Genomic DNA, 21,775 nt, shown 5'->3' on the forward strand with positions numbered 1-21,775 from the left:
TGTCCGTTCTTAAGATGAAGGGGTGCGCGAACGTCGCGACAGGCGATTGACTGCGCGATGAGAGCGCGGATGAAGAGCCGAGTCCTAGACTCTGAGGACACAGTACTTTTGGCGATCGCCAATTTTGAAAAAAGCCTGAGAAACGACGCGAACCCAAGAATGTGGTTTAAGCGTCAGTTCTTGGTGCTCAATGAGCACTTCAACTTCACGAAGAATTTGAATGAAGCAGCAATGCTTCGCGCAAGATGAAAAGAGCGAGACCGCGATCAGCGATCTCGCCCAGATATAATCGCGAAGATTTAAGATTTGGTTCGGCGAGCGAAGCTTTGTGTTTTTCGCTCCCGCGTCCCGAACGTAGCGCGTCGCTGACGCTACGCCCAGAGATTGCCACTTAGTTCTTCGACTTGTCGACCAGCGCGCCCTTCTTGATCCAGGGCATCATGTCGCGAAGTTTCGCGCCGACTTCCTCGATCGGGTGTGCGGCGAGCTTGGCGCGGGTCGCCTTGAACGAGGTCTGGTTGACCTTGTTCTCGAGCATCCAGTCGCGGGCGAACTTGCCGCCCTGGATGTCGGCGAGAACGCGCTTCATCTCGGCCTTGGTTTCCGCGGTGACGATGCGCGGGCCGGTGACGTACTCGCCATACTCGGCGGTGTTGGAGATCGAGTAGTTCATGTTGGCGATGCCGCCTTCATAGATCAGGTCGACGATCAGCTTCACTTCGTGCAGGCACTCGAAATACGCCATTTCCGGCGCGTAGCCGGCTTCGACCAGGGTCTCGTAGCCGGCCTTGATCAGTTCGACCAGGCCGCCGCAGAGAACGACCTGCTCGCCGAACAGATCGGTCTCGCACTCTTCCTTGAAGGTGGTCTCGATGATGCCGGCGCGGCCACCGCCGACAGCGGAGGCGTAGGACAGGCCGAGGTCATGGGCATTGCCCGAGACATCCTTGGCGATCGCGATCAGGCAGGGCACGCCGCCGCCGCGCTGATATTCTGAACGCACGGTGTGGCCGGGGCCTTTCGGCGCGATCATCAGCACGTCGAGGTCGGGGCGCGGATCGAGCAGGTTGAAGTGGACGTTGAGGCCGTGCGCGAACACCAGCGCAGCGCCCTTCTTCATGTTGTCGTGCAGGTGGTCGCGGTAGATGTCGCCCTGGAGCTCGTCCGGGGTGAGCATCATGACGAGGTCGGCCCATTTGGCGGCTTCGGCGACTTCCATCACCTTGAAGCCTGCGGCTTCCGCCTTCTTCACCGAGCTCGAGTCCTTGCGCAGCGCGATCGCCACTTCCTTGACGCCGGAGTCCTTCAGGTTGAGCGCATGGGCGTGGCCCTGGCTGCCATAGCCGACGATGGCGACCTTCTTCCCCTTGATCAGGTTCAGGTCCGCGTCGCGATCGTAATAAACACGCATAGTCGTTTCCTCGTTGAGGGCCGGAAATCGGCCGATGGTCAGTGTCCGAAGGGTGAAATTTGCGGATTTCGGGGGCTGTCTAGAGCATTTCGGCCCCTGAGGGAAACCCGTTTCTGCATGGAAATCCGCGACATCATGCATCCATGAAAACGGGGTAGAGGGAGGCGAGCAGCAGGAGCGCCATAAGGATATTGAAGGCGCGGACCAGCCGCTCCGAGGTCAGCACCGGCCGTAGCGCGGTGCCGAAGCACGCCCAGACCACGGTCGAGACCGTGCCGACCAGGAGACTGATCAGGGTCTGGATCGCGATGTTGACTGGAAACCGGGCAATGGCCGCATAGGCGGTGATGGTGCCGATCACGATCACCCAGCCCTTGGCATTGATCCACTGGAACATGGCCGCGCCCCAGAAGGTCATCGGGCCGCGGCCGTCAACCTCGCCGGGCTTGGTCGGGCCGGAGAAGGCGATCACCGCAGCGAGGTAAATCAGGTAAGCGGCGCCGGCATATTTCAGGATGGTCTGCAGGACCGGGTAGGCCAGAAACACGGTGCCGAGCCCGAGCCCCACCGCGGCGATCATGAAGGCAAAGCCGAGGACGATGCCGACGATATGCGGAATGGTGCGCCGGAAGCCATAGGTCAGCCCGGAGGACAACAGCATGATGTTGTTCGGCCCGGGGGTGAAATACATCACCACCATGAAGGCGAGGAACGCATAGAAGAGCGAGTTGGCCATATTCACCTCACGCCGTCTTCAGGATTTGCGGACGCTTTTCGCCAGCACCATCAGCGCAATGCCGCCGATGACGGTCAGCATGCCGGCGAGACGCAACGGCCCGAACCGCTCGCCAAACACGATGCTGGACGCCGCAGAACCGACGAACGGCACGAGCAGTGCAAACGGCACGACCTGCGCAGCAGGATAGTCACGCAATAGCCGCCCCCACAGCCAATAGGCGATGCTGGTCGAGACCGCGCCGATCGCCAGCAGGCAGATGAGGCCGGTCAGCGACATGTGGATCAGCGACTGGAAAGTCGGCGCTGGTCCGTCGACCACGAGCGCGAGCACGGACAGCGGCATGGCGGTCGCCAGGCAAAGCCAGGCGAAAAGGTCGAACATCGGCACACCGCGGGCACCGCGCAGCAGGATGTTGCCGATCGCAAAACTGACCGGTGAGATCATCAGCACGGCGAAGGCGCTGACGCTGAAGTCATAACCAACGGTGCCGCAAATCATCAGAAGGCCGGCCGCGGCAATGGCGATGCCCAGCGTCTGCACCGGCGTCGGCCGCTCGCCGAACGCAATCGCGGCAAGACCGATCGTGAACAAGGCCTGGCTCTGCACGACGACCGAGGTCAAGCCGACCGGTACGCCGTGGGCGATGCCATGGGCTTGGCTCAGGAACTGGCCGAGGAACAGCGTAGAGCTGATCGCGATCAGGCGCGGCCAGGCGATCTTCGGCTTGGGAACGAACAGGCACGGCAGTGCGGCAATCGAGAAGCGCATCGCCGTCATCAGCTCCGGCGAAAACTCGTAGAGCGCGATCCGGCTCGCCACGAAGGCAAGCCCCCAGATGATCGCCACCGAGAGGGCGATGAGGATGTCAGCCGGCTTCATTGTTGTTTTCCGGTTCTGCCCTGTCGTGCAGCCCTGCTTGTTCTTCTCGTCTAGCCTTGCTCGCCGGCTTTCGGTTTGCGCAAGAGATATGTGCCGTGCATCGGTGCGTGGTAATCGGCCGAGACCAGCGTGAAGCCGACATCGGTCAGCATCCGCTCCATCACCCAGCCGAAAGTGGAATATTCGTCGCGCATATGCGTCACCACGCTGGCGCGCGAGAAATCGTGGTTCTTGATCTGGTAGTCGGCCCATTGCTCGACGTCACGCTCGATCGCGTCGGGCATCGAGGCATAAACGATGTCGCGCAGGTAGAAGCTCGCACCCGGCTTCAGCGCACGCAAGATCCGCGACATCGCCACGACCTTCCAGAAGTCGGGCAGATGATGCAGCGTGAACTCGCTGACGATCAAATCGTAGGATTCCGGGCGGTAGGCAAAGCTGAGCAGGCCGGCGGACTGCGTGCGCACGGGCGCCTTGCGGTCGCGCGCATAGATCTCGGCAAGCGCGAGCATCGCCGGTGAAATGTCGATCGCGTCGACCTCGGCCCCCATCAGCGCGGCTTCAGCGGCGAGCACGCCATTCCCGCAGCCGATATCGGCGACACGCCAGCCGCGCTGGACTCCCAACATTTTCAGTGCGGCGCGCGCCCGCAGATCGGCATCGTCGTGGGCGTCGTAGATCGACGCCACCGCGGGCTCGATGCCCATCCGGTTCCGCTCGTTATAGTACCAGTCGCGCGCCAGCATGATTCACATCCCTTCAGGCCCGCGACCGATCGCGGCGACGCCGGTGCGCGACACCTCGACAAGGCCGAGCGGGCGCATCAGGTCGATAAACTGGTTGATCTTGTCCGTATTGCCTGTGATTTCGAACACAAAGCTCTCAGTGGTGGCATCGATCACCCGCGCACGGAAGGCGTCCGCCAGCCGCAGCGCCTCGACGCGATGCTCGCCCTGTCCGCGCACCTTCACCATCGCTAGTTCGCGCTCGATCGAGCGGCGGGTCTGCGTCATGTCGACGACCTGGTAGACCGGGATCATGCGGTCGAGTTGATGCTTGATCTGCGCGATCACCATCGGCGTTCCGGTGGTGACGATGGTGATGCGCGACAGATGCTTCTGCGCTTCGGTCTCGGAGACCGTGAGGCTCTCGATGTTGTAGCCGCGCCCCGAGAACAGGCCGATGACGCGCGCGAGCACGCCCGGCTCGTTCTGCACGAGCACCGCAAGGGTGTGCGTCTCGTTCGGATCGTGGCGCTCTTCGATGAAATAGGCGGATGCCGGCTGGTTCATGATCGTCCCCTCAAAATCCTATCGTACTCACACCAGCGCCTTGCCGCCGGCGAACGCCTTTGCGGTCGCCTCGTCGTTGGCCTGCTCGGGCAGCAGCATCTCGTTGTGCGCCTTGCCGGAGGGGATCATGGGGAAGCAGTTTTCCAGGGCAGCGACACGGCAGTCGAACAGCACCGGACGCTTGACCGAGATCATCTCCTTGATCGCGCCATCGAGATCAGAGGGCCTGGAGACCTGGAGACCGACGCCGCCATAGGCTTCCGCGAGCTTGACGAAATCAGGCAGGGCCTCGGAGTAAGAATGCGACAGCCGGTTGCCGTGGAGCAATTGCTGCCACTGCCGCACCATGCCCATGTACTGGTTGTTCAGGATGAAGATCTTGATCGGCAGCTCGTACTGAACCGCCGTCGACATCTCCTGCATCGTCATCTGCACCGAGGCATCGCCCGCGATGTCGATGACGAGACTATCCGGATGCGCGACCTGCACGCCGATCGCAGCGGGCAGGCCGTAGCCCATGGTGCCGAGTCCGCCCGAGGTCATCCAGCGGTGCGGCTCCTCGAAGCCGTAGAACTGCGCCGCCCACATCTGGTGCTGCCCGACCTCGGTCGTGATGTAGGTGTCCTTGCCACGCGTGGCCTCGAACAGGCTCTGGATCGCGTGCTGCGGCAGGATGACGTCGTTGCTCTTCTTGTAATAGAGCGAGTTGCGGGCGCGCCACTGCGCGATCTGCTGCCACCAGCTCTTGATGTCGGGCTTCTTCGCCTCGGCCTTGAACACCTGGAGGATGTCGCCAAGGATGTTGCCGCAATCACCGATGATCGGCACATCGACACGGATGTTCTTGTTGATCGAGGACGGGTCGATGTCGATGTGGATCTTCTTCGAGTTCGGCGAGAACGCATCGACCCGGCCGGTGATGCGATCGTCGAAGCGCGCGCCGACGCACAGCATGACGTCGCAATCATGCATGGTCATGTTGGCTTCGTAGGTGCCGTGCATGCCGAGCATGCCGAGCCAGTTCTTGCCCGACGCAGGGTAGGCACCCAGGCCCATCAGGGTTGACGTGATCGGGAAACCGGTGACCTCGACCAGCTCGCGCAGCAGCTTGGTGGCTTCGGGACCGGAATTGATGACGCCGCCGCCGCTGTAGATCACCGGGCGCTTGGCGCCGGCCAGCAGCGCCACGGCCTTGCGTATCTGCGTCGCATCGCCCTTCACGCGCGGCGCGTAGGAGCGGTGCACATCGGACTTGCGCGGCGGATGGTAGGTGCCGGTGGCGAACTGCACGTCCTTGGGAACGTCGACCAGCACCGGGCCCGGACGGCCCGTGGTCGCCACATAGAACGCCTCGTGCAGCACCTTCGCGAGGTCGTTGACGTCGCGGACCAGCCAATTGTGCTTGGTGCAGGGACGTGTGATGCCGACGGTGTCGCATTCCTGGAAGGCGTCATTGCCGATCAGATGCGTCGGCACCTGGCCGGAGATGCAGACCAGAGGGATCGAATCCATCAGCGCATCGGTCAGCGGCGTCACCATATTGGTGGCGCCGGGGCCCGAGGTCACCAGCGCAACACCGGGCTTGCCGGTCGAGCGGGCATAGCCTTCCGCAGCATGCCCGGCGCCCTGCTCGTGACGGACCAGGATGTGCTGGACTTCGCTCTGCTGGAAGATCTCGTCATAGATCGGAAGCACCGCGCCGCCGGGATAGCCGAAAATGTCGGTCACGCCGTGATCGATGAGCGCGCGGACGATCATCGCGGCGCCCGTCATCTGGTTCGGATCGTGGCTCTTGTCGCTCATTGGCTTGCTCCGGATGCGCTGACGTCAGCGGCTTCGTTCGTGTCGGTTTCGGGAAATAAAAAAGGCCCCGAAGAGGGACCCTGCACACCGCCTGTCGTGTGGATGGCAGCTAGCCACCCCCGGCGGTGTGCCTGGGTACGACGGCAATAAGGAGTTTGGTAATAATGTTACGCATGGCGGCCGCTCAGCTTCGCAAAGGTTGCGCGAAACATAACGACCAAAGCCTCGATGTCAAGGCAAACCGGCCGCTTCCGCGCGATTTTGGCAGTGTAGCGGCGTTCCCAGGGTTCGGCGAGAGGTAAAATCGGGAACCCAAGGCACAAAAGTGTGTCACGGGCCGCCGGCCCCGCCGGCGGCGGCCGCCAGCCAGCCCCCCGCCTTCACCGGCTTCACCCACTCGAATTCCGGCAGCTGATGCCTGAACCAGGTGAATTGGCGCTTGGCGTAGTGGCGGGTGTCGGCCCGGCCCATCGCAGCGGCTTCCTCGAGGCCAAGCTCACCGCGCAGATATCGGAGCAGGGCCGGCACGCCGTGGGCCTTCATCGCCGGCAGCAGCGGGTCGAGCCCGCGGGCGCCCAACTGCTCGACCTCTTCAAGAGCACCGGCGCCCAGCATGGCGCCGAAGCGGGCGTCGATGCGGGCATAGAGCTCGTCGCGTTCGGGCGCGAGGAATACGGCGCGAAAGCTGTCCTTCGGCAACAGCGGCGGCTGGCCCTCGTGGTGCCAGTCGAGCAAGGAGCGGCCGGTTGCCTCGACCACTTCGAGCGCGCGCGCGATCCTGGCGCGATCGCGCAGATTCAATCGCTCGGCTGCGCGCGGATCGCGGCGCGCAAGTTCCGCGTGCAAGGCCTCGACGCCGTTCCGCTCCAGCCGCGCGCGCACGTTCTCGCGCACCTCGCCAGGGATCGGCGGAACGACCGAGAGCCCTGCGGTCAGTGCCTTGAAATAGAGCCCGGTGCCGCCAACGAAGATCGGCAGGCAGCCCTCCGCCCTTGCCCGTTCCAGAACAGTCGCGGCATCAGCCACCCAGGCGCCGGCCGAGAAATTCACGGCTGCATCGACATGGCCGTAAAGGCAATGCGGAACGCGCGCCTGCTCGTCCTCAGTGGGGCGCGCAGTGATGATGCGGAGGTCGCGATAGACCTGCATGGAATCGGCATTGATCACGACCCCGCCCACGTTCAGCGCAAGCTCCAGCGCCAGCGCCGACTTGCCGCTGGCGGTCGGGCCTGCGATAAGCACGGCCTTGCTCGAATGCCTCTCGCTCACGAAAACCTCAAATGTCGCTCGTCGCCACGCTGATCTGCAACCCCGCCAATCCCGCCCTCGACTCCACCATCGTCGACGGTGTCCGCGCCGTGCTGCCCAACGCCGTGCCGGCCCATTGGCTGTTCGACGGCGTTGCGGTCGACATTCCCTTCGGCGCCGACAGTAACCTCGAAGGCGATCGCCATGCCATCGAAGAACGGCTGCGCGAGCTTCGCGGCGATTTGCCCATCGACATCGTGGTGCAGCCTGTCGGCTTCCGGCGCAAGAAGCTTTTTCTCGCCGACATGGATTCCACCATGATCGGGCAGGAATGCATCGACGAGCTCGCCGATCTCGTCGGCATGAAGGCCCATGTCGCCGCCATCACCGAACGCGCAATGAAGGGAGAGATCGAGTTCGAGCCGGCGCTGCGCGAGCGCGTCGCGCTGCTGAAGGGTCTCCCCGCCGATGTCGTCGACCAGGTTCTGGCCAAGCGTATCACGCTGACCCCCGGCGGCCGCGAGCTGGTCGCCACCATGCGCGCCAACGGCGCCTATACCTGCCTCGTCTCCGGCGGCTTCACCTTGTTCACGAGCGCAGTCGCCGCCAAGATCGGCTTCCAGGAGAACCGCGCCAACGAGCTCGTCGTGCGCGACGGCAAGTTCACCGGCGAATTGAAGGAGCCGATCCTGGGTCGCGCGGCCAAGCTCGCGACGCTGGTTGATCTGATGGAATCGTTCGATCTCGACGACATCGACTCGGTCGTGGTCGGCGATGGCGCCAATGATCTGGCGATGATCCAGGCAGCGGGACTGGGCGTGGCGTATCATGCGAAGCCAGCCGTTGCAGCGGCAGCCGCGGCACGGATCGATCACGGCGATCTCACCGCGCTGCTCTATGCGCAGGGGTATCGGCGGGACGAGTTCGTGGAAAGCTGATGCCGAACCACCGGCATGCCCGGGCTTGTCCCGGGCATGCACGATTGGGGCTATCCACGCGACAAAGACGTGGATGGCCGGGACAAGGCCGGCCATGACGCGACGTTAAGACGAGAGTCCCTTACTGCACGCTCAGCGCCACGAAGCGCAGCTCGCCATCGCCGTTCGACACCAGCAGCAGCACGGACTTCTTGCCGTCCTTCTTGAGCTGGTCGACCCGCTTCTGGATGTCGTCGCCGCTCGCGACCGCTTCCTGTGCGACTTCGACGATGACGTCGCCGGCGGAGAGCCGCTTCTCGGCAGCGTCGGAATTGGCGTCGACATTGGTCACCACCACGCCCTTGACGCTGTCCTTGATCTTATAACGGGTCCGCAGGTCCTTGTTCAGCACGGCGAGATCGAGGCCGAGCGCCTTCTGCGTCACGGGCTTCTCGGGCGGCGGCTCGTCGGTCTTCACCGAGGCCTGCACCTTCTCCGGATCCTGCAGACGGCCGAGCGTAACCTTCTTGGTCTGCTCCTCGCCCTTGCGGATGACGACGACGTCGACCTCCTTGCCGACTGCGGTGTCGGCGACGACACGGGACAGATCCTTCGGATCCTTGACGTCCTTACCGTCGAACTTGACGACGACGTCACCCGGCTCGATGCCGGCAGGCTTGGCCGGGCCCTTGTCGTCCACACCGGCGACCAGCGCGCCGCGCGCCGGCTTGATGTTGAGACTCTCGGCGATCTCGTCGGTGACGGTCTGGATGCGCACACCGAGCCAGCCGCGCCGCAGTTCGCCGAACTGCCGGAGCTGGTCGACGACACCAGCGACCGTCTTCGACGGCACGGCGAAGCCGATGCCGATCGAGCCGCCGGAGGGCGAGATGATCAGCGTGTTGACGCCGATGACGTCGCCTTCGAGGTTGAACAGCGGGCCACCCGAATTGCCGCGATTGATCGCGGCGTCGGTCTGAATGTAGCTGTCATAGGGCCCCGAGGAGATGTCGCGGTTCTTGGCCGAGACGATGCCGGCCGTCACCGTGCCGCCGAGGCTGAAGGGGTTGCCGATCGCGACCACCCAGTCGCCCAAACGCAATTTGTCGGAGTCGCCAAACTTCACCGAGACGAGCGGCTTCGGCGGCTTGAACTTCAACACGGCGAGATCGGTCTTCTTGTCGACACCGACGAGCTCGGCCTTGATCTTGGTGCCGTCGTTGAGAATGACGTTGATCTCGTCGGCATCGGCGATGACGTGGTTGTTCGTCACGACCACACCCGACGTGTCGATGATGAAGCCTGACCCGAGCGAGTTGGTCTTGTGCGGCAGGCCGCCGCCGTTGTCGCCGCCCTTGCCGCCACCGCCGGGGCCTTTGCGGTTCTTGAAGAAGTCGTCGAAGAATTCCTCGAACGGCGAGCCGGGCGGGAGTTGCGGCATGGTGTTGCTGCCGCCCTTGGCCTCGACCGTCTGCGAGGTCGAGATATTCACGACCGCGTCGATCACCTTCTCGGCGACGTCGGCGATGCCCTCCGGCCCGCGCGCCTGCGCCGGCGAGCCGAACAGGCTGAAAGCACTGAACGCGAGCGCGGCCAGCCCAAATCGCGCATGTTGGCGCAAGCGGGTCGGGACAATGGTGGCAGCGGTCATGGTGGTCTCCAGAGAAAAGAATTCGACGTCAAGACTGCGCTCGAACGGGGGCACGGCGCAAGCACGAGCTTAGCGGGCCTCAAGAGCCGGATAATACGGCGAAAACCCGCCGTTCGCCTTCACTTTGACGTTGGCTCGGCGGCTACATCGGACGTCGCATCACCCAGATCAGGATGAGGCCGGCTACGGCCGAACCGATCCCGACCGCCCGCAGGATATTGTCCGGCGTTGCGATGGCGCTTTTCATGGCCTTGCGCATCCAGTTCGGACTTGCCGCGAACATCAAGCCTTCGAGCACAAACAGGATGCCTAAGCCGATGAGGAAGTCGGCGAACGCAATGGACCTCATCGGATTGGAACCTCCCGTTGTGACGTTATTGTCCGAGGAAGGGCGGCCAAACCTGCCGCCCTCGTCTAGCTTACGGTTTTGCCGGCGTTTCGGCCGCTGTCTTGCCGGACGGGTTACCAAAATACCGGAAGAAATCCGAGTCCGGCCGCAGCAAATAGCGGGTATCGCTGGACTTCAGCCCGCTTTCATAGGCTGTCATCGACCGGTAGAAGGCAAAGAAGTCAGCATCCTTGCCATAGGCTTCGGCAAAGAGACGGTTGCGCTCTGCGTCACCCACGCCGCGCGTCTGCTCGGCCTGGGAGTTCGCGTCGGCAATGATCACCGTCACATCGCGGTCGGCCTTGGAGCGGATTTCCTGCGCTTTCTGGCCGCCCTGCGCGCGGAATTCTGCGGCTTCGCGCTGCCGCTCGGACTTCATCCGGTCGTACACCGCCTGGCTGTTCTGCTCCGGCAGATCGGCGCGGCGAATACGGACGTCGACGACCTCGATGCCGTAACCGCCCGCCTCGCGGTCGAGCTGCTCGCGGATGCGTCCCATCAGCTTCTCGCGTTCATCACGCACCACGGTGATGAAACTGACTTCGCCCAGCACACGGCGCAGCGCCGCATTCAAGAGCGAGGTGAGCTGGAGGTTTGCGGCCTGGATCGAGCCGACACTCTGATAGAAACGCAACGCATCCTTGATGCGATAGCGCGCAAAGGCGTCGACCACGAGCCGCTTCTGATCGGAGGCAATGACCTCCTGCGAGGGGTTCTCCAGGTCGAGGATCCGCTTGTCGATGTTGATCACGGAGTTCCAGGGCGCCTTGAAGTGCAGCCCGGGGTCGGTGACGACGTCCACCGGCGCGCCGAATTGCAGCACGATGGTCTGCTCGGTCTGCTGCACGGTAAACAACGACATGTAGCCGACGATCACGACCAGGAGCGCCGCAAGCAGCGCGACGATGCCTGTAACGGGAGACCTCATCTTGCGCCTCCGCTCGGCAGCTGGCCTGCCGTCGTGGGCTTCTTGGTCGACAATTCGCTGAGCGGCAGATAAGGCACGACGCCCTGGCCCGAGGAGCCGCCGTCGTAGATCAGCTTGTCCGAGCCGCCGAGCACGCGCTCCATCGTCTCCAGATAGATCCGTTCACGCGTCACGTCCGGCGCCTTCTTGTATTCCTCGTACACTTTCAGGAAGCGCGCGCTCTGGCCCTTGGCCTCGGCGACCGCCTGCTCCTTGTAGCCCTCGGCCGCCTGCAGGATGCGCGCCGCGTTGCCGCGCGCTTCAGGCACGACCTTGTTGGCATAGGTCTGCGCTTCGTTTTGCAACTGCTCGAGATTGGCACGAGCCGCCTGCACGTCACGGAACGCATCGATCACCTGCGCCGGCGGATCGACCTTCTGCATCTGCACCTGGGTGATCTGGATGCCGGCGCCATAGCCGTCGAGCGTCTTCTGCATCAAATCCTGCACGGTGGTCTCGGTCTGCGTCCGCGCGCCGGTCAGGATCGGCTGGATGTCGGAGCGGCCGATCACCTCGCGCATCGCGCTCTCGGCGACCGCCTTCACGGTGCCCTCGGGGTTCTGGATGTTGAACAGGAAATTGCCGACGCCGTTGGGCTTGATGCGCCAGAGCACGGTGAAGTCGACGTCGACGATGTTCTCGTCGCCGGTCAGCATCAGACTCTCTTCCGGCACGTCACGGATCGACCGGCCGCGGCGGGCGGGATCGTCGATCAGCGTCATGCCGATGGAAATGGTGGATACGCGCAGCGCCTTCGGCAGCAACACGGTCTCGATCGGATAGGGCAAATGATAATTGAGGCCCGGATCGACGGTGCGGACGTGCTTGCCGAAACGCAGCACGACACCCTGCTCCTCCGACTGCACGCGGAAGAAGCCCGACAGCAGCCAGAGTGCGACGATGATGAGCAGGATCAGCGTGATGCCGATGCCCGAGAAATAGCCACCTGGCATGATCTGCTGGAGCCGGTCCTGGCCGCGCCGCAGAAGGTCCTCCAGATCCGGCGGCCTCGGCCCGACCGGTTGCGGGCCTGAGCCCCACGGTCCTTTCGGACCCGAGCCCCATGGGCCACCGCCCTGATTCTTCCACGGCATTCGACGCTCTCCTCGGCAGACCGGGACTAGAACTTGCCCGGCCGGCATTGTCCGGACCGGCTTTATAGGGGACCGAAAGGACCCTTACAACGCAAGCCTGACCGTCCCACGAGCTATGCTCGGGGGCGGAAAAGTCAATGTAAACATTGGCGAATGGAGTTAATGAGACGGCCGCCGACGATATGTCACATAGGAGAAGGCGGCACTATCCTGGGGACCGGCCGGGTGGCGGAGGCGCTCTGTTTCCTCCCACTGCGCCTTGTCGACGTCGAAATGCGTGTCGCCGTCCGGCCTCGCATGCACCTCTGTGATCTCGAGGCGGTCGGCACGATCGAGCCATTGCCGGAAGATTTCGGCACCGCCAATCACGGCGATTTCAGCGGCTGAACGCCGCAGGGCGTCACCAAGCGCAACTGAAGCAGCGGCCGCAGCCGACGTCACGACGATGGCGCCGGCGGCGCGATAGTCCGCATCGCGCGTGATCACGATGTTGGTGCGGTTCGCAAGCGGCCGACGCCCGGGCAAGGATTCGAAGGTCTTGCGGCCCATGATCACGGGTTTGCCGATGGTGAGCGCCTTGAAGCGCGCCATATCGGATTTCAACCGCCACGGCAGCGCGTTGCCGGCGCCGATGATGCCGTTCTCCGCAATCGCGACGACGAAGACGATCTCCATCAGAGGGCGCTCCCCGCAAGACGCGTGAGCGCTGAACCAGAGACGCGGCACAGCGTCCAGTCATCCAGCATCACGGCGCCAAGCGACCTGTAGAATGCGATCGACGGCCCATTCCAGTCGAGCACCGCCCATTGCAGGCGCGACCAGCCGTTGTCGATGCATTCCTTCGCGAGATAGATCAGCAGCGCCTTGCCGAGGCCCTTGGCGCGATGCGACGGCCGCACATACAAATCTTCGAGATAGATGCCGTGGCGGCCGCTGAAGGTGGAGAAATTCAGGAACCACACCGCAAAGCCGACCGGCTCGCCGTTCCAGCAGGCAATCGCACAAAACAGCCTGGGATCGCTGCCGAACAAGGCGGCCGCAATGTCAGCCTCGGTCGCCTCGAGTTCATGCGAGAGCTTTTCGTATTCGGCAAGCTCACGGACGAAATCAAGAACGAGCCCGGCTTCGCCAGGGCGCGCGCGGCGGATGCTGAGCGACATCGGCGCTAGACCGCGACTTCCGCCTTGATGTGCGGATGCGGGTCGTAGCCGACGAGTTCGAAATCCTCGTAACGGAAGGAGAAGATGTCCTTCACATCAGGATTGATCCGCATCACCGGCAGCGCGCGCGGCGCGCGGGTGAGCTGGAGCCGCGCCTGCTCCAGATGATTGGAGTAGAGATGGGTGTCGCCGAACGAATGCACGAAGTCGCCGGGCTTCAGGCCCGTGACCTGCGCAACCATCATGGTGAGCAGCGCATAGGAGGCGATGTTGAAGGGCACGCCGAGGAACACGTCGGCCGAACGCTGATAGAGCTGGCACGAGAGCTTGCCGTTGGCGACGTAGAACTGGAACAGGCAGTGACACGGCGGCAGCGCCATCTTGTCGACTTCGGCCGGATTCCAGGCCGAGACGATCAGGCGGCGCGAGTCCGGGTTGCGCTTGATCATGTCGACGACATTGGAGATCTGGTCGATGCTGCGTCCGTCCGGCGCGGGCCAGGAGCGCCATTGATGGCCGTAGACCGGGCCGAGATCGCCATTGGCGTCCGCCCACTCGTCCCAGATGGTGACGCCGTTGTCCTTGAGATACTTGATGTTGGTGTCGCCCTTCAGGAACCACAACAGCTCATGCACGATCGCCTTCAGCGGCAGCCGCTTGGTGGTGAGCATGGGGAAGCCGGCGGACAGATTGAAGCGCATCTGATGGCCGAACACCGACAACGTGCCGGTGCCGGTCCGGTCGGTCTTCTCGGCGCCGTCTGAAAGAATCCGCTCGAGCAGGTCCTGATACTGGTGCATGTGCCAATGAGCCTTTGGGGAGGCGGCGAACTTAACGGCCACCCCCGCGCTGTGACAGCGGCGATTCGCTGGTCGCGCCGATTATACCCCGAAAAGTGAGAGCTCCCGGCGCCAATGACAAGGGGCGGAACTCACCTCTCGCCCCTCGCCTATCGGCTTGATCTAGCTGGTTAAGTCGCTTGTTGCGACGCGCTCAATTCTCGGATTCGGTAAACACCTCGTCGCGCTTGGCACGCAGCATGGGCAGCAACGTCAGCACGAGCAGGAATGTCGCGATCGCGAGCAGCGCGGCGGAGAGCGGTCGGGTCAGGAACACGCTCCAGTCACCACGCGAGATCAGCAGCGCGCGGCGCAGGTTCTCTTCCATCAACGGTCCGAGCACCATGCCGAGCAGCAGCGGCGCCGGTTCGAAATCGTGCTTGATCAGCCAGTAGCCGACGAGACCGAAGACGCCTGCGAGGATGACGTCGACCGGCGCGTTGTTCACCGAGTAGATGCCGATCGCGCAGAAGATCACGATCGAGGGAAACATCAGCCGGTAGGGCACACGCAGCAGGCGGACCCAGATGCCGACCAGCGGCAGGTTGATGATGATCAGCATCAGGTTGCCGATCCACATCGAGGCGATCATGCCCCAGACCAGATCAGGCTGCTTCTGCATCACCTGCGGGCCCGGCACGATGCCATGAATTGTCATCGCGCCCACCATCAGCGCCATCACCGCGTTGGGCGGGATGCCGAGCGTCAGCAGCGGGATGAAGGAGGTCTGAGCGGCCGCGTTGTTGGCGCTTTCCGGCGCAGCCACGCCCTCGATCGCACCGCGGCCGAACCGCGATGGGTTCTTGGCAAGCTTCTTCTCGAGCGTGTAGGCGGCGAACGAGGCGATGACGGCGCCGCCGCCCGGAAGAATGCCGAGGATCGAGCCGAGCACGGTGCCGCGCAGGACCGCAGGCGTCGAGTCGATCAGGTCCTTCCTGGTCGGCATCAGGCCGGTGATCTTCTGCTGCACGAGATCGCGGTTCATCTCCGCGCCGGCGTCGAGGTTGCGGATGATCTCGGCAAAGCCGAACACGCCCATTGCCACCGTTGCGAAGCCAAGACCATCGGCGAGTTCTGGAATGTTGAAGGCCATGCGCGAGGCGCCGGTCTCGATGTCCGAGCCGACCATCGACAGCAGAAGGCCGAACACGATCATCGCGATCGCCTTCAGCACCGAGCCCTTGGCGAGCACGACGGCGAAGATCAGGCCAAGCACCATCAGCGAGAAATATTCAGCGGGACCGAACGCGAGCGCGAGCTTGGTCAGCGGCGCACCAAGCACGGCGATGAGCACGGTTGCGACGCAGCCGGCGAAGAACGAGCCGATCGCGGCGATCGCCAGCGCCGGACCGGCGCGGCCCTGCTTGGCCATCTGGTGCCCGTCGATCGCGGTGACCACCGATGTCGCCTCACCCGGGATGTTGACCAGGATCGAGGTGGTCGAGCCGCCATACTGGGCGCCGTAATAGATGCCGGCGAGCATGATCAGTGCACCGACCGGCGGCAGTCCGAAGGTGATCGGCAGCAGCATCGCGACGGTCGCAATGGTGCCGATGCCCGGCAGCACACCGACCAGCGTGCCCACGAGCGCGCCGATCAGGCACATCAGGAGATTGATCGGAGAGAATGCGACGACAAACCCGTGAGCGAGGTTGGCGAAGAGATCCATAACACCCTCACTGGGCCAGGAAACGCGGGAACATCGGCATCGGCAGGCCGAGCACGTAGGGGAAGAGAAGCGCGCAGCCGAGTGTCAGGCAGGCGCCGACGATGATGGTCTCGATCCAGCGCGTCTCATGCGTGCCCATCGCCGCAATCAGGAAGCTCACGAACGCCGCCACCACGACGCCAAGCGGACGGATCGCGAGGGCGAAGAAGACGATCGAGGCCATCACGAACAGCGGCCCACGCCAGGAATAATGCGCCATCGCAGGTCCATCGGACAACAGCCCCGTCAACGCGATGCCGGCACCAAGCGCGACGAGAAGCCCACCGAACATCCGGGGCGCCGTGCCGGCGCCAAAGGAGAAGCCTCGCATCCCCTGCAAATCGCTGGAGGCCCACAACGCGAACAGCGCGAGCGCCATCAGGACGATCCCGCCCACATAATCCTGTGCCGACCGGATCGTCATGAACAGCGTGAGGATCGCCACCGCGAACAGCGGATAGGAGTAGATCAGAGCCAACAGCACATCCGATGACGCCTTTTTGGCGTCGCCGCCGGCCGCGCCGAGCAACGCAGCCGGGGCGCCAGCGACCAGCGCCCCCGCATGTGCAGCCACGACTTGTAGCGGACCGCGGCCGGCACCCCAGCCGAAGATCGTCCCGAACGACCAGATCAGTTCAAAAATCTGCGGCGCTATGGCCAGCACACAGAATCCGATGGCCACAGATGTGCTTCTTGTGGCTGTTGCCGAGTGGCCCATTGCATCGGCCATGCATGTCTCCTCCGCGACCCGCAAGTCACGAGCACTGTTGTTCTAATCGGCTGGAAATGGATCCCGGCCCCCGGTTCATTGCCTAGCGATTTTCATCACACAATACCAGCAAAACCCAACATGCCTCCCGCGAGCAGAAGCCATAGCGGATTGACGCGCGAGACGGAGGCGATCAATGCAACCGTCGCAGTCAGAAGCGCTGCGGCAATGGTGCGATCAGTCGACTGCGTGAGGATCAGGGCACTCGCTGCCATCAATCCGATCGACAGCGGAACCAGAGCAGCCTGGATCAGCGCGGGCCAGCGCGACTGGCTCGGCCGGTTGAGGAGCCGGCTGACATGGTAGGCAAGCAGCGCCGTCGGCAGGCACATCGCCAGCGTCGCCGCCAGCGCGCCGGGAATGCCGGCAACGGCATAGCCGATCAACGTGACGATAAGGACGTTCGGACCTGGCGAGAGTTGCGCAATCGCATAGGCATCGGCGAACTGCTTGTCGGTCATCCAGTGATGCACCTCGACCGCGATGCGGTGCATCTCGGGCACCGCCGCCGCAGCACCGCCGACCGCGAACAGCGACATGAGTCCAAAGGTGGAGATCAGCGCCCAGATCGGGTTCTCGCTGCTCATGCTGCTACCTTCCGTCGCATCAAATAGGTGGCGCCGATGCTGAGCGGGACCGCGACCAGCAGCACCCCCTGCAGCGGCCAGTGAAGAACGCCGATGGCCGTGAACACGCCGAGCATCAGGACGAGCACGACCACGTCCATCCGCTTGAGCAGCGGCGTCATCATCCGGAAGACCAGGGCGATCAAGAGGCCAACCGCCGCACAGGAAATGCCTGCGAGAATACGACGCAGCACCTCCACATCGCCGAACCGGGCATAGATGATCGCGAGCACGGTCATGATCAGCGTCGGCGGCAGCAACAGCCCCGTGAAGGCTGCAACGCCGCCGGCGATGCCGCGCAGCCGCGACCCGAACACCATCGATAGATTGACGATGTTGGGCCCGGGCAGGAAATGGCAGAGCGCAAACGTCTCGTTGAACTCCTCCGCGGTCATCCAGCGGTGCTGGTCGACGATGGCATGCCGGGCAAACACCAGGACGCCGCCGAAACCGGCTAGCGACATCCGGGCAAAGGCCAGGAACAGTGCCGCCAGGCCCGGCTGCGCGGCCTGGGTGGTGAGACGGTCCGGCTCTTGGGCGGCCGGCGCTGAATCCGTGGACATGTCAGGAGCTTAGAACGCCTCCCGCAGGGCGGCCAAGAGCAGTCCTGGGATCATCCCGGACCTATCCAAAGGGAACCGCGTCCTCTTCGCTCGAAACCCCTGTTTTTTGAAACCTTTGCCCCCTATATTGGGGGAGCCGGTTCGCCGGCTATGGAAATAAACGGTCGTCGCAATAAACCATTCGGACCCGGGGGCGGTACCCGGCGCCTCCACCAAAGCTCATTGGGCTCCGGCCCGTCCGGTGTGAGCTTCGGCGGGGGCGAAATAGGATCGACGAGGGCGTAAAGGGCGTGCTTTTTCCCGGTATTGTTCCGCCGTTATCGGGCTACTGCAATAGTTGCCAACGACAACTTTGCTCCGGTTGCTCAGGCTGCGTAACGCAGTTTGAAAGACCATCTTAAAGTCCTAACGGGTTAAGCTCCGTTAGGCGGGGTTCGGAGGCACCTGGCAACAGAAGCCTCCACTTACCTCTGATTTCCTTCGCGGCGGGGACTCCTGCCGGCCCGTCAGGCGCGGTACTATTGCCTGGCGAGTCGGGCCTGCAGAGCCCGCCTCCAGGAATGCAACAGGACCACCATGGCGACCGATCATATACGATACGATGTGCTGACACGCGACGCGCTGCGCGGCGTGCTGCGCAAGGTGCTGACTGATGCCGCGGCCCATGGACTGCCGGGCGAGCATCATTTCTTCATCACCTTCGTGTCGAAGGCCGACGGCGTGAAGATCTCGCCGCGGCTGCTGGCGCAATATCCCGAAGAGATGACGATCATCCTCCAGCACCAGTTCTGGGACCTGACCGTGCTCGAGGACCGCTTCGAGGTCGGTCTGTCCTTTGGCGGAATCCCGGAGCGGCTCGTGGTGCCGTTCAGCGCCATCAAGAGCTTCCTTGACCCGTCGGTGAAGTTTGGCGCCGAGTTCGATGTTTCCGATGTCGGCGCGATCGCGGACGAGACTTTGCCGACCGCTCCTGCCCCGTCCGCCGTCACGGTGCCTGCGCCTGCCGCTGAGCCGACGGCGACCTCCGAAGAGCCGTCGCCGCCGAACCAGGGCGGCGCCGAAGTCGTGCGGCTCGATCGTTTCCGCAAGAAATGATCTAGGTTGGCCGCGAGGCCATCGCGCCCGGCCAAACTCCCTATATAGATGAGCATATCAAGAGGCCGCGCGGCGTTTCGGGCGGCAGAATGGATGTGCTCATGGCCAAAGCTGCGAAGACTGCCCGCCCTGTGACCCGCATCGAGACCGACAGTTTTGGTCCGATCGAGGTCCCCGCCGATCGCTATTGGGGGGCGCAGACCGAACGCTCGCGCCAGAATTTCCGCATCGGCATCGATCGCATGCCGATCGCGCTCGTGCATGCGCTCGGCATCGTCAAGCTGGCGGCGGCACAGTCCAATCTCGAGCTCGGCCTGCTCGACAGGCGCCGCGCCAACGCCATCATCCGCGCCGCGCACGAGGTGATCGACGGCAAGCTCGACGATCACTTCCCACTGGTCGTGTGGCAGACCGGATCGGGCACCCAGAGCAACATGAACCTCAACGAGGTCATCGCCAACCGGGCCAACCAACTGCTCGGGGGCGAGCTCGGCACCAAGAAGCCGGTGCATCCCAACGACCACGTCAACATGAGCCAGTCGTCGAACGACTCCTTCCCGACCGCGATGCACATCGCGGCCGCAAGCCGCATCAATGCCGATCTCGTCCCCGCGCTCGGCGAGTTGCACCGCGCGCTGCGCAAGAAGGAGAAGGAGTTCGCGAAGATCGTGAAGATCGGCCGCACCCACACCCAGGATGCGACGCCGCTGACGCTGGGCCAGGAATTTTCAGGCTATGCCGCGCAAGTCGAAAGCGGCATCGCGCGGCTGAAGGTCGCGGTGAAGGATCTCTACCCTCTGGCGCAGGGCGGCACCGCCGTCGGCACTGGCCTCAACTCCAAGCCGCGCTTCGCAAAGCTGTTCGCCAAGCACGTTGCAAAGATAACCAGACTGCCCTTCACCAGTGCCGCCAACAAATTCGAGGCGCTGGCCTCGAACGATGCCTATGTGCTGGCGCACGGCGCCATCAATTCCGTCGCCACGGGCCTGTTCAAGATCGCCAATGACATCCGCCTGCTCGGATCGGGCCCGCGCTCGGGCCTCGGCGAATTGATCCTGCCGGAGAACGAGCCGGGCTCGTCGATCATGCCGGGCAAGGTCAATCCGACGCAATGCGAGGCGATGACCATGGTGTGCTGCCAGGTGTTCGGCAATCACACCGCGATCACGGTCGCCGGCAGCCAGGGCCATTTCGAGCTCAACGTCTACAAGCCCGTGCTCGCCTACAACATGCTGCACTCGATCCGCCTGATGGCCGACGCTGCGCGCTCCTTCACCGAACATTGCGTCAGCGGCATCCGCGCCGATGAAAACCACATCAAGGAGCTGATGGAGCGTTCGTTGATGCTGGTGACCGCACTGGCGCCGAAGATCGGCTACGACAACGCCGCCAAGGTGGCAAAGACTGCGCATGCCAACGGCACCACGCTGAAGGAGGAGGCGCTGCGGCTTGGCTTCGTCTCGGCGGACGAATTCGACCGTCTGGTGCAGCCGGAGAAGATGACGCGTCCGGGATGAATTCCGAATTCCGATAGTCATCCGTAATGATACGGAGCCTCAAGGCTCATAATTATGAGGCTTAAGGCACAGGATTTGATTACCGTCAATGCGGCGACGGAGGCCCGTGCTACGCAAAGCGCCCTGTGCCCTTGACGGGGCGAAATTCATCGTTTGATGGCCGCGAGGCCGATTGACGAGGACCAGCGAATGACGATCAAGTCCTGTGGGGCGCAACGCGGCGCCCTGTTTCTGGAAGTTTCATCCTGCCCGAGGAGGATCGGATGATGGAGACGCGGCATGGGGAACGTCATCAACCTGAATCGTTTCAGGAAGCGCGCCGAGCGGGAAGCGTCGGCGAAGCAGGCGGACGCCAACCGAACGAAGTTCGGCCGCACGAAGGCCGAGCGTTCGTCGGAGGCGAAGCAGGCGGACCAGGCGAAGGCGCATTTGGACCGGCATCGGATCGATCGCGAGGAGCAGCCATGAAGTCGCCCGTCGTGAAACGTTCGATCGTGGTCGCCGGCCACAAGACCAGCGTCAGCCTGGAAGAGGCGTTCTGGAACGGCATGAAGGAGATCTCGGGTCTGCGCAACATGACGCTGTCCGAGCTCGTCGGTGAAATCGACGGCGCCCGCCAGCAGGGCAATCTGTCCTCGGCGATCCGCCTGTTCGTGCTCGACTATTTCAAGAGCCGCGCGATGGCCGCGATCCAGCAGGAAAAGGTCCCGGCCCAGTAGCCCTGGGGCGCTTTGCCCACGCCTCCGTGATCTGCACTTTAAAATCGCTCTAAGGTGCAGTTTCCACGGGCGCGCGCGCTTGACCTCGATGCCCTGCGTTGAAAATACAGGGCATGACCGACATCCACGATACGCGCCGCGAGATGCCGCTGGGCCTGGCCCAGCGCGGCTATACCGGCGTCATTCAGCACCTCTCCGCCAAGGATGCGGGTTCGGCGCTCACGGACATCGAGCTCGAGAGCCGGCTGATCGAACTCGGTTTCGTCGAGGGCGCCCGGGTCGAGGTCCTGCATGAGGGGCTGGTCGGGCGCGACCCGATCGCCGTGCGGGTCGACAACATCACCATCGCGGTGCGCCGCCGCGAAGCCATGGCCATCATCGTCGCCTGAG

General features: G+C 63.5%; 24 protein-coding genes and 1 other RNA gene. 7 read left to right on the forward strand and 18 right to left on the reverse strand.

Annotated elements, in window-relative coordinates; translation table 11 throughout:
- Nucleotides 1-391: 391 nt before the first annotated feature.
- From ilvC to miaA, 7 genes are all read right to left on the reverse strand, one after another.
- Nucleotides 392-1,411 carry a ketol-acid reductoisomerase gene (gene ilvC, locus ACVIIW_RS00585; RefSeq protein WP_456698959.1) on the reverse strand — a complete coding sequence of 340 codons (1,020 nt, stop codon included), beginning with the start codon at nt 1,409-1,411 and terminating at the stop codon, nt 392-394.
- Between the two features lie 133 nt (nt 1,412-1,544).
- Nucleotides 1,545-2,147 carry a LysE family translocator gene (locus tag ACVIIW_RS00590; RefSeq protein WP_456698960.1) on the reverse strand — a complete coding sequence of 201 codons (603 nt, stop codon included), beginning with the start codon at nt 2,145-2,147 and terminating at the stop codon, nt 1,545-1,547.
- 18 nt (nt 2,148-2,165) lie between these two features.
- On the reverse strand, nt 2,166-3,029 hold the full coding sequence (locus tag ACVIIW_RS00595; RefSeq protein WP_456698961.1) for an EamA family transporter: 864 nt from the start codon (nt 3,027-3,029) through the stop codon (nt 2,166-2,168).
- A 50-nt stretch (nt 3,030-3,079) separates the two neighbouring features.
- Nucleotides 3,080-3,775 carry a class I SAM-dependent methyltransferase gene (locus ACVIIW_RS00600; protein WP_456698962.1) on the reverse strand — a complete coding sequence of 232 codons (696 nt, stop codon included), beginning with the start codon at nt 3,773-3,775 and terminating at the stop codon, nt 3,080-3,082.
- 3 nt (nt 3,776-3,778) lie between these two features.
- Entirely contained in the window at nt 3,779-4,321 is a 543-nt protein-coding gene (gene ilvN / locus ACVIIW_RS00605) for an acetolactate synthase small subunit (RefSeq protein ID WP_298885075.1), read from the reverse strand.
- Nucleotides 4,322-4,348: 27 nt separating this feature from the next.
- On the reverse strand, nt 4,349-6,124 hold the full coding sequence (locus tag ACVIIW_RS00610) for an acetolactate synthase 3 large subunit (protein WP_456698963.1): 1,776 nt from the start codon (nt 6,122-6,124) through the stop codon (nt 4,349-4,351).
- A gap of 330 nt (nt 6,125-6,454) precedes the next feature.
- Complete coding sequence (miaA, locus tag ACVIIW_RS00615; RefSeq protein WP_456698964.1) at nt 6,455-7,393, reverse strand: tRNA (adenosine(37)-N6)-dimethylallyltransferase MiaA; 939 nt, start codon at nt 7,391-7,393, stop codon at nt 6,455-6,457.
- 11 nt (nt 7,394-7,404) lie between these two features.
- Here miaA and serB point away from each other — a divergent pair, with 11 nt between their 5' ends.
- A complete protein-coding gene (serB, locus tag ACVIIW_RS00620) occupies nt 7,405-8,310 on the forward strand; it encodes a phosphoserine phosphatase SerB (RefSeq protein WP_456698965.1) in 906 nt (301 codons plus the stop codon).
- 121 nt (nt 8,311-8,431) lie between these two features.
- Here the strand turns inward: serB and ACVIIW_RS00625 are convergent, their stop codons facing one another.
- The 11 genes from ACVIIW_RS00625 to ACVIIW_RS00675 all read right to left on the reverse strand — a co-directional run bounded on the left by ACVIIW_RS00625 (nt 8,432) and on the right by ACVIIW_RS00675 (nt 18,054).
- Entirely contained in the window at nt 8,432-9,940 is a 1,509-nt protein-coding gene (locus ACVIIW_RS00625; protein ID WP_456698966.1) for a Do family serine endopeptidase, read from the reverse strand.
- A gap of 142 nt (nt 9,941-10,082) precedes the next feature.
- Nucleotides 10,083-10,289 (reverse strand): DUF2065 domain-containing protein, encoded by a 207-nt coding sequence (locus ACVIIW_RS00630; RefSeq protein ID WP_456698967.1) that lies wholly within the window; start codon nt 10,287-10,289, stop codon nt 10,083-10,085.
- A gap of 70 nt (nt 10,290-10,359) precedes the next feature.
- Nucleotides 10,360-11,256, reverse strand: coding sequence for a protease modulator HflC (hflC, locus tag ACVIIW_RS00635; RefSeq protein WP_092228362.1), 897 nt, complete (start codon nt 11,254-11,256; stop codon nt 10,360-10,362).
- Nucleotides 11,253-12,389 carry an FtsH protease activity modulator HflK gene (gene hflK / locus ACVIIW_RS00640; RefSeq protein WP_456698968.1) on the reverse strand — a complete coding sequence of 379 codons (1,137 nt, stop codon included), beginning with the start codon at nt 12,387-12,389 and terminating at the stop codon, nt 11,253-11,255. Before hflK ends, hflC begins: the two co-directional genes overlap by 4 nt.
- Nucleotides 12,390-12,548: 159 nt before the next feature.
- The gene (locus ACVIIW_RS00645; protein WP_456698969.1) at nt 12,549-13,064 is read right to left on the reverse strand and encodes a dihydrofolate reductase; all 516 of its coding nucleotides are present in this window, start codon (nt 13,062-13,064) and stop codon (nt 12,549-12,551) included.
- The gene (locus tag ACVIIW_RS00650; protein ID WP_456698970.1) at nt 13,064-13,549 is read right to left on the reverse strand and encodes an N-acetyltransferase family protein; all 486 of its coding nucleotides are present in this window, start codon (nt 13,547-13,549) and stop codon (nt 13,064-13,066) included. The genes ACVIIW_RS00645 and ACVIIW_RS00650 overlap by 1 nt, the downstream gene beginning before the upstream one ends.
- Before the next feature lie 5 nt (nt 13,550-13,554).
- Nucleotides 13,555-14,349 (reverse strand): thymidylate synthase, encoded by a 795-nt coding sequence (locus tag ACVIIW_RS00655; RefSeq protein WP_456698971.1) that lies wholly within the window; start codon nt 14,347-14,349, stop codon nt 13,555-13,557.
- A gap of 193 nt (nt 14,350-14,542) precedes the next feature.
- Nucleotides 14,543-16,057: a tripartite tricarboxylate transporter permease gene (locus ACVIIW_RS00660; RefSeq protein WP_456698972.1), complete on the reverse strand. Its 1,515-nt coding sequence runs from the start codon at nt 16,055-16,057 to the stop codon at nt 14,543-14,545.
- A gap of 7 nt (nt 16,058-16,064) precedes the next feature.
- Nucleotides 16,065-16,826, reverse strand: coding sequence for a tripartite tricarboxylate transporter TctB family protein (locus ACVIIW_RS00665; RefSeq protein ID WP_456698973.1), 762 nt, complete (start codon nt 16,824-16,826; stop codon nt 16,065-16,067).
- A gap of 95 nt (nt 16,827-16,921) precedes the next feature.
- Nucleotides 16,922-17,452 carry a chromate transporter gene (locus ACVIIW_RS00670; RefSeq protein ID WP_456698974.1) on the reverse strand — a complete coding sequence of 177 codons (531 nt, stop codon included), beginning with the start codon at nt 17,450-17,452 and terminating at the stop codon, nt 16,922-16,924.
- Nucleotides 17,449-18,054, reverse strand: coding sequence for a chromate transporter (locus ACVIIW_RS00675; protein WP_456698975.1), 606 nt, complete (start codon nt 18,052-18,054; stop codon nt 17,449-17,451). Before ACVIIW_RS00675 ends, ACVIIW_RS00670 begins: the two co-directional genes overlap by 4 nt.
- A 96-nt stretch (nt 18,055-18,150) precedes the next feature.
- On the opposite strand from ACVIIW_RS00675, the gene ssrA reads away from it, so the two are divergent.
- The 6 genes from ssrA (at nt 18,151) to ACVIIW_RS00705 (ending at nt 21,774) form a co-directional block, all read left to right on the forward strand.
- Nucleotides 18,151-18,519, forward strand: a transfer-messenger RNA (tmRNA) gene (ssrA, locus tag ACVIIW_RS00680).
- Between the two features lie 111 nt (nt 18,520-18,630).
- Nucleotides 18,631-19,149 (forward strand): SspB family protein, encoded by a 519-nt coding sequence (locus ACVIIW_RS00685; RefSeq protein ID WP_456698976.1) that lies wholly within the window; start codon nt 18,631-18,633, stop codon nt 19,147-19,149.
- Nucleotides 19,150-19,238: 89 nt separating this feature from the next.
- The gene (gene fumC, locus ACVIIW_RS00690) at nt 19,239-20,666 is read left to right on the forward strand and encodes a class II fumarate hydratase (protein ID WP_456698977.1); all 1,428 of its coding nucleotides are present in this window, start codon (nt 19,239-19,241) and stop codon (nt 20,664-20,666) included.
- A gap of 279 nt (nt 20,667-20,945) precedes the next feature.
- The gene (locus ACVIIW_RS00695; protein ID WP_456698978.1) at nt 20,946-21,134 is read left to right on the forward strand and encodes a DUF4169 family protein; all 189 of its coding nucleotides are present in this window, start codon (nt 20,946-20,948) and stop codon (nt 21,132-21,134) included.
- Nucleotides 21,131-21,385 (forward strand): ribbon-helix-helix domain-containing protein, encoded by a 255-nt coding sequence (locus ACVIIW_RS00700; protein WP_092228351.1) that lies wholly within the window; start codon nt 21,131-21,133, stop codon nt 21,383-21,385. The genes ACVIIW_RS00695 and ACVIIW_RS00700 overlap by 4 nt, the downstream gene beginning before the upstream one ends.
- A gap of 113 nt (nt 21,386-21,498) precedes the next feature.
- Nucleotides 21,499-21,774 (forward strand): FeoA family protein, encoded by a 276-nt coding sequence (locus ACVIIW_RS00705; RefSeq protein ID WP_092228350.1) that lies wholly within the window; start codon nt 21,499-21,501, stop codon nt 21,772-21,774.
- Nucleotide 21,775 lies beyond the last annotated feature (1 nt).

It is taken from the genome of Bradyrhizobium sp. USDA 4449, from assembly GCF_054056275.1.

Coding starts and splice junctions, on each gene's coding strand:
- ACVIIW_RS00660 (WP_456698972.1), bottom strand. CDS start 16,057: ATGGATCTCTTCGCCAACCTCGCTCACGGGTTTGTCGTCGCATTCTCT.
- serB (WP_456698965.1), top strand. CDS start 7,405: ATGTCGCTCGTCGCCACGCTGATCTGCAACCCCGCCAATCCCGCCCTC.
- ACVIIW_RS00600 (WP_456698962.1), bottom strand. CDS start 3,775: ATGCTGGCGCGCGACTGGTACTATAACGAGCGGAACCGGATGGGCATC.
- ACVIIW_RS00670 (WP_456698974.1), bottom strand. CDS start 17,452: ATGAGCAGCGAGAACCCGATCTGGGCGCTGATCTCCACCTTTGGACTC.
- ACVIIW_RS00595 (WP_456698961.1), bottom strand. CDS start 3,029: ATGAAGCCGGCTGACATCCTCATCGCCCTCTCGGTGGCGATCATCTGG.
- ACVIIW_RS00655 (WP_456698971.1), bottom strand. CDS start 14,349: ATGCACCAGTATCAGGACCTGCTCGAGCGGATTCTTTCAGACGGCGCC.
- hflC (WP_092228362.1), bottom strand. CDS start 11,256: ATGAGGTCTCCCGTTACAGGCATCGTCGCGCTGCTTGCGGCGCTCCTG.
- hflK (WP_456698968.1), bottom strand. CDS start 12,389: ATGCCGTGGAAGAATCAGGGCGGTGGCCCATGGGGCTCGGGTCCGAAA.
- ACVIIW_RS00630 (WP_456698967.1), bottom strand. CDS start 10,289: ATGAGGTCCATTGCGTTCGCCGACTTCCTCATCGGCTTAGGCATCCTG.
- ACVIIW_RS00700 (WP_092228351.1), top strand. CDS start 21,131: ATGAAGTCGCCCGTCGTGAAACGTTCGATCGTGGTCGCCGGCCACAAG.
- ACVIIW_RS00610 (WP_456698963.1), bottom strand. CDS start 6,124: ATGAGCGACAAGAGCCACGATCCGAACCAGATGACGGGCGCCGCGATG.
- ACVIIW_RS00675 (WP_456698975.1), bottom strand. CDS start 18,054: ATGTCCACGGATTCAGCGCCGGCCGCCCAAGAGCCGGACCGTCTCACC.
- ACVIIW_RS00650 (WP_456698970.1), bottom strand. CDS start 13,549: ATGTCGCTCAGCATCCGCCGCGCGCGCCCTGGCGAAGCCGGGCTCGTT.
- ilvC (WP_456698959.1), bottom strand. CDS start 1,411: ATGCGTGTTTATTACGATCGCGACGCGGACCTGAACCTGATCAAGGGG.
- ACVIIW_RS00705 (WP_092228350.1), top strand. CDS start 21,499: ATGACCGACATCCACGATACGCGCCGCGAGATGCCGCTGGGCCTGGCC.
- ACVIIW_RS00590 (WP_456698960.1), bottom strand. CDS start 2,147: ATGGCCAACTCGCTCTTCTATGCGTTCCTCGCCTTCATGGTGGTGATG.
- ACVIIW_RS00645 (WP_456698969.1), bottom strand. CDS start 13,064: ATGGAGATCGTCTTCGTCGTCGCGATTGCGGAGAACGGCATCATCGGC.
- ACVIIW_RS00695 (WP_456698978.1), top strand. CDS start 20,946: ATGGGGAACGTCATCAACCTGAATCGTTTCAGGAAGCGCGCCGAGCGG.
- ilvN (WP_298885075.1), bottom strand. CDS start 4,321: ATGAACCAGCCGGCATCCGCCTATTTCATCGAAGAGCGCCACGATCCG.
- ACVIIW_RS00625 (WP_456698966.1), bottom strand. CDS start 9,940: ATGACCGCTGCCACCATTGTCCCGACCCGCTTGCGCCAACATGCGCGA.
- ACVIIW_RS00665 (WP_456698973.1), bottom strand. CDS start 16,826: ATGGCCGATGCAATGGGCCACTCGGCAACAGCCACAAGAAGCACATCT.
- ACVIIW_RS00685 (WP_456698976.1), top strand. CDS start 18,631: ATGGCGACCGATCATATACGATACGATGTGCTGACACGCGACGCGCTG.
- fumC (WP_456698977.1), top strand. CDS start 19,239: ATGGATGTGCTCATGGCCAAAGCTGCGAAGACTGCCCGCCCTGTGACC.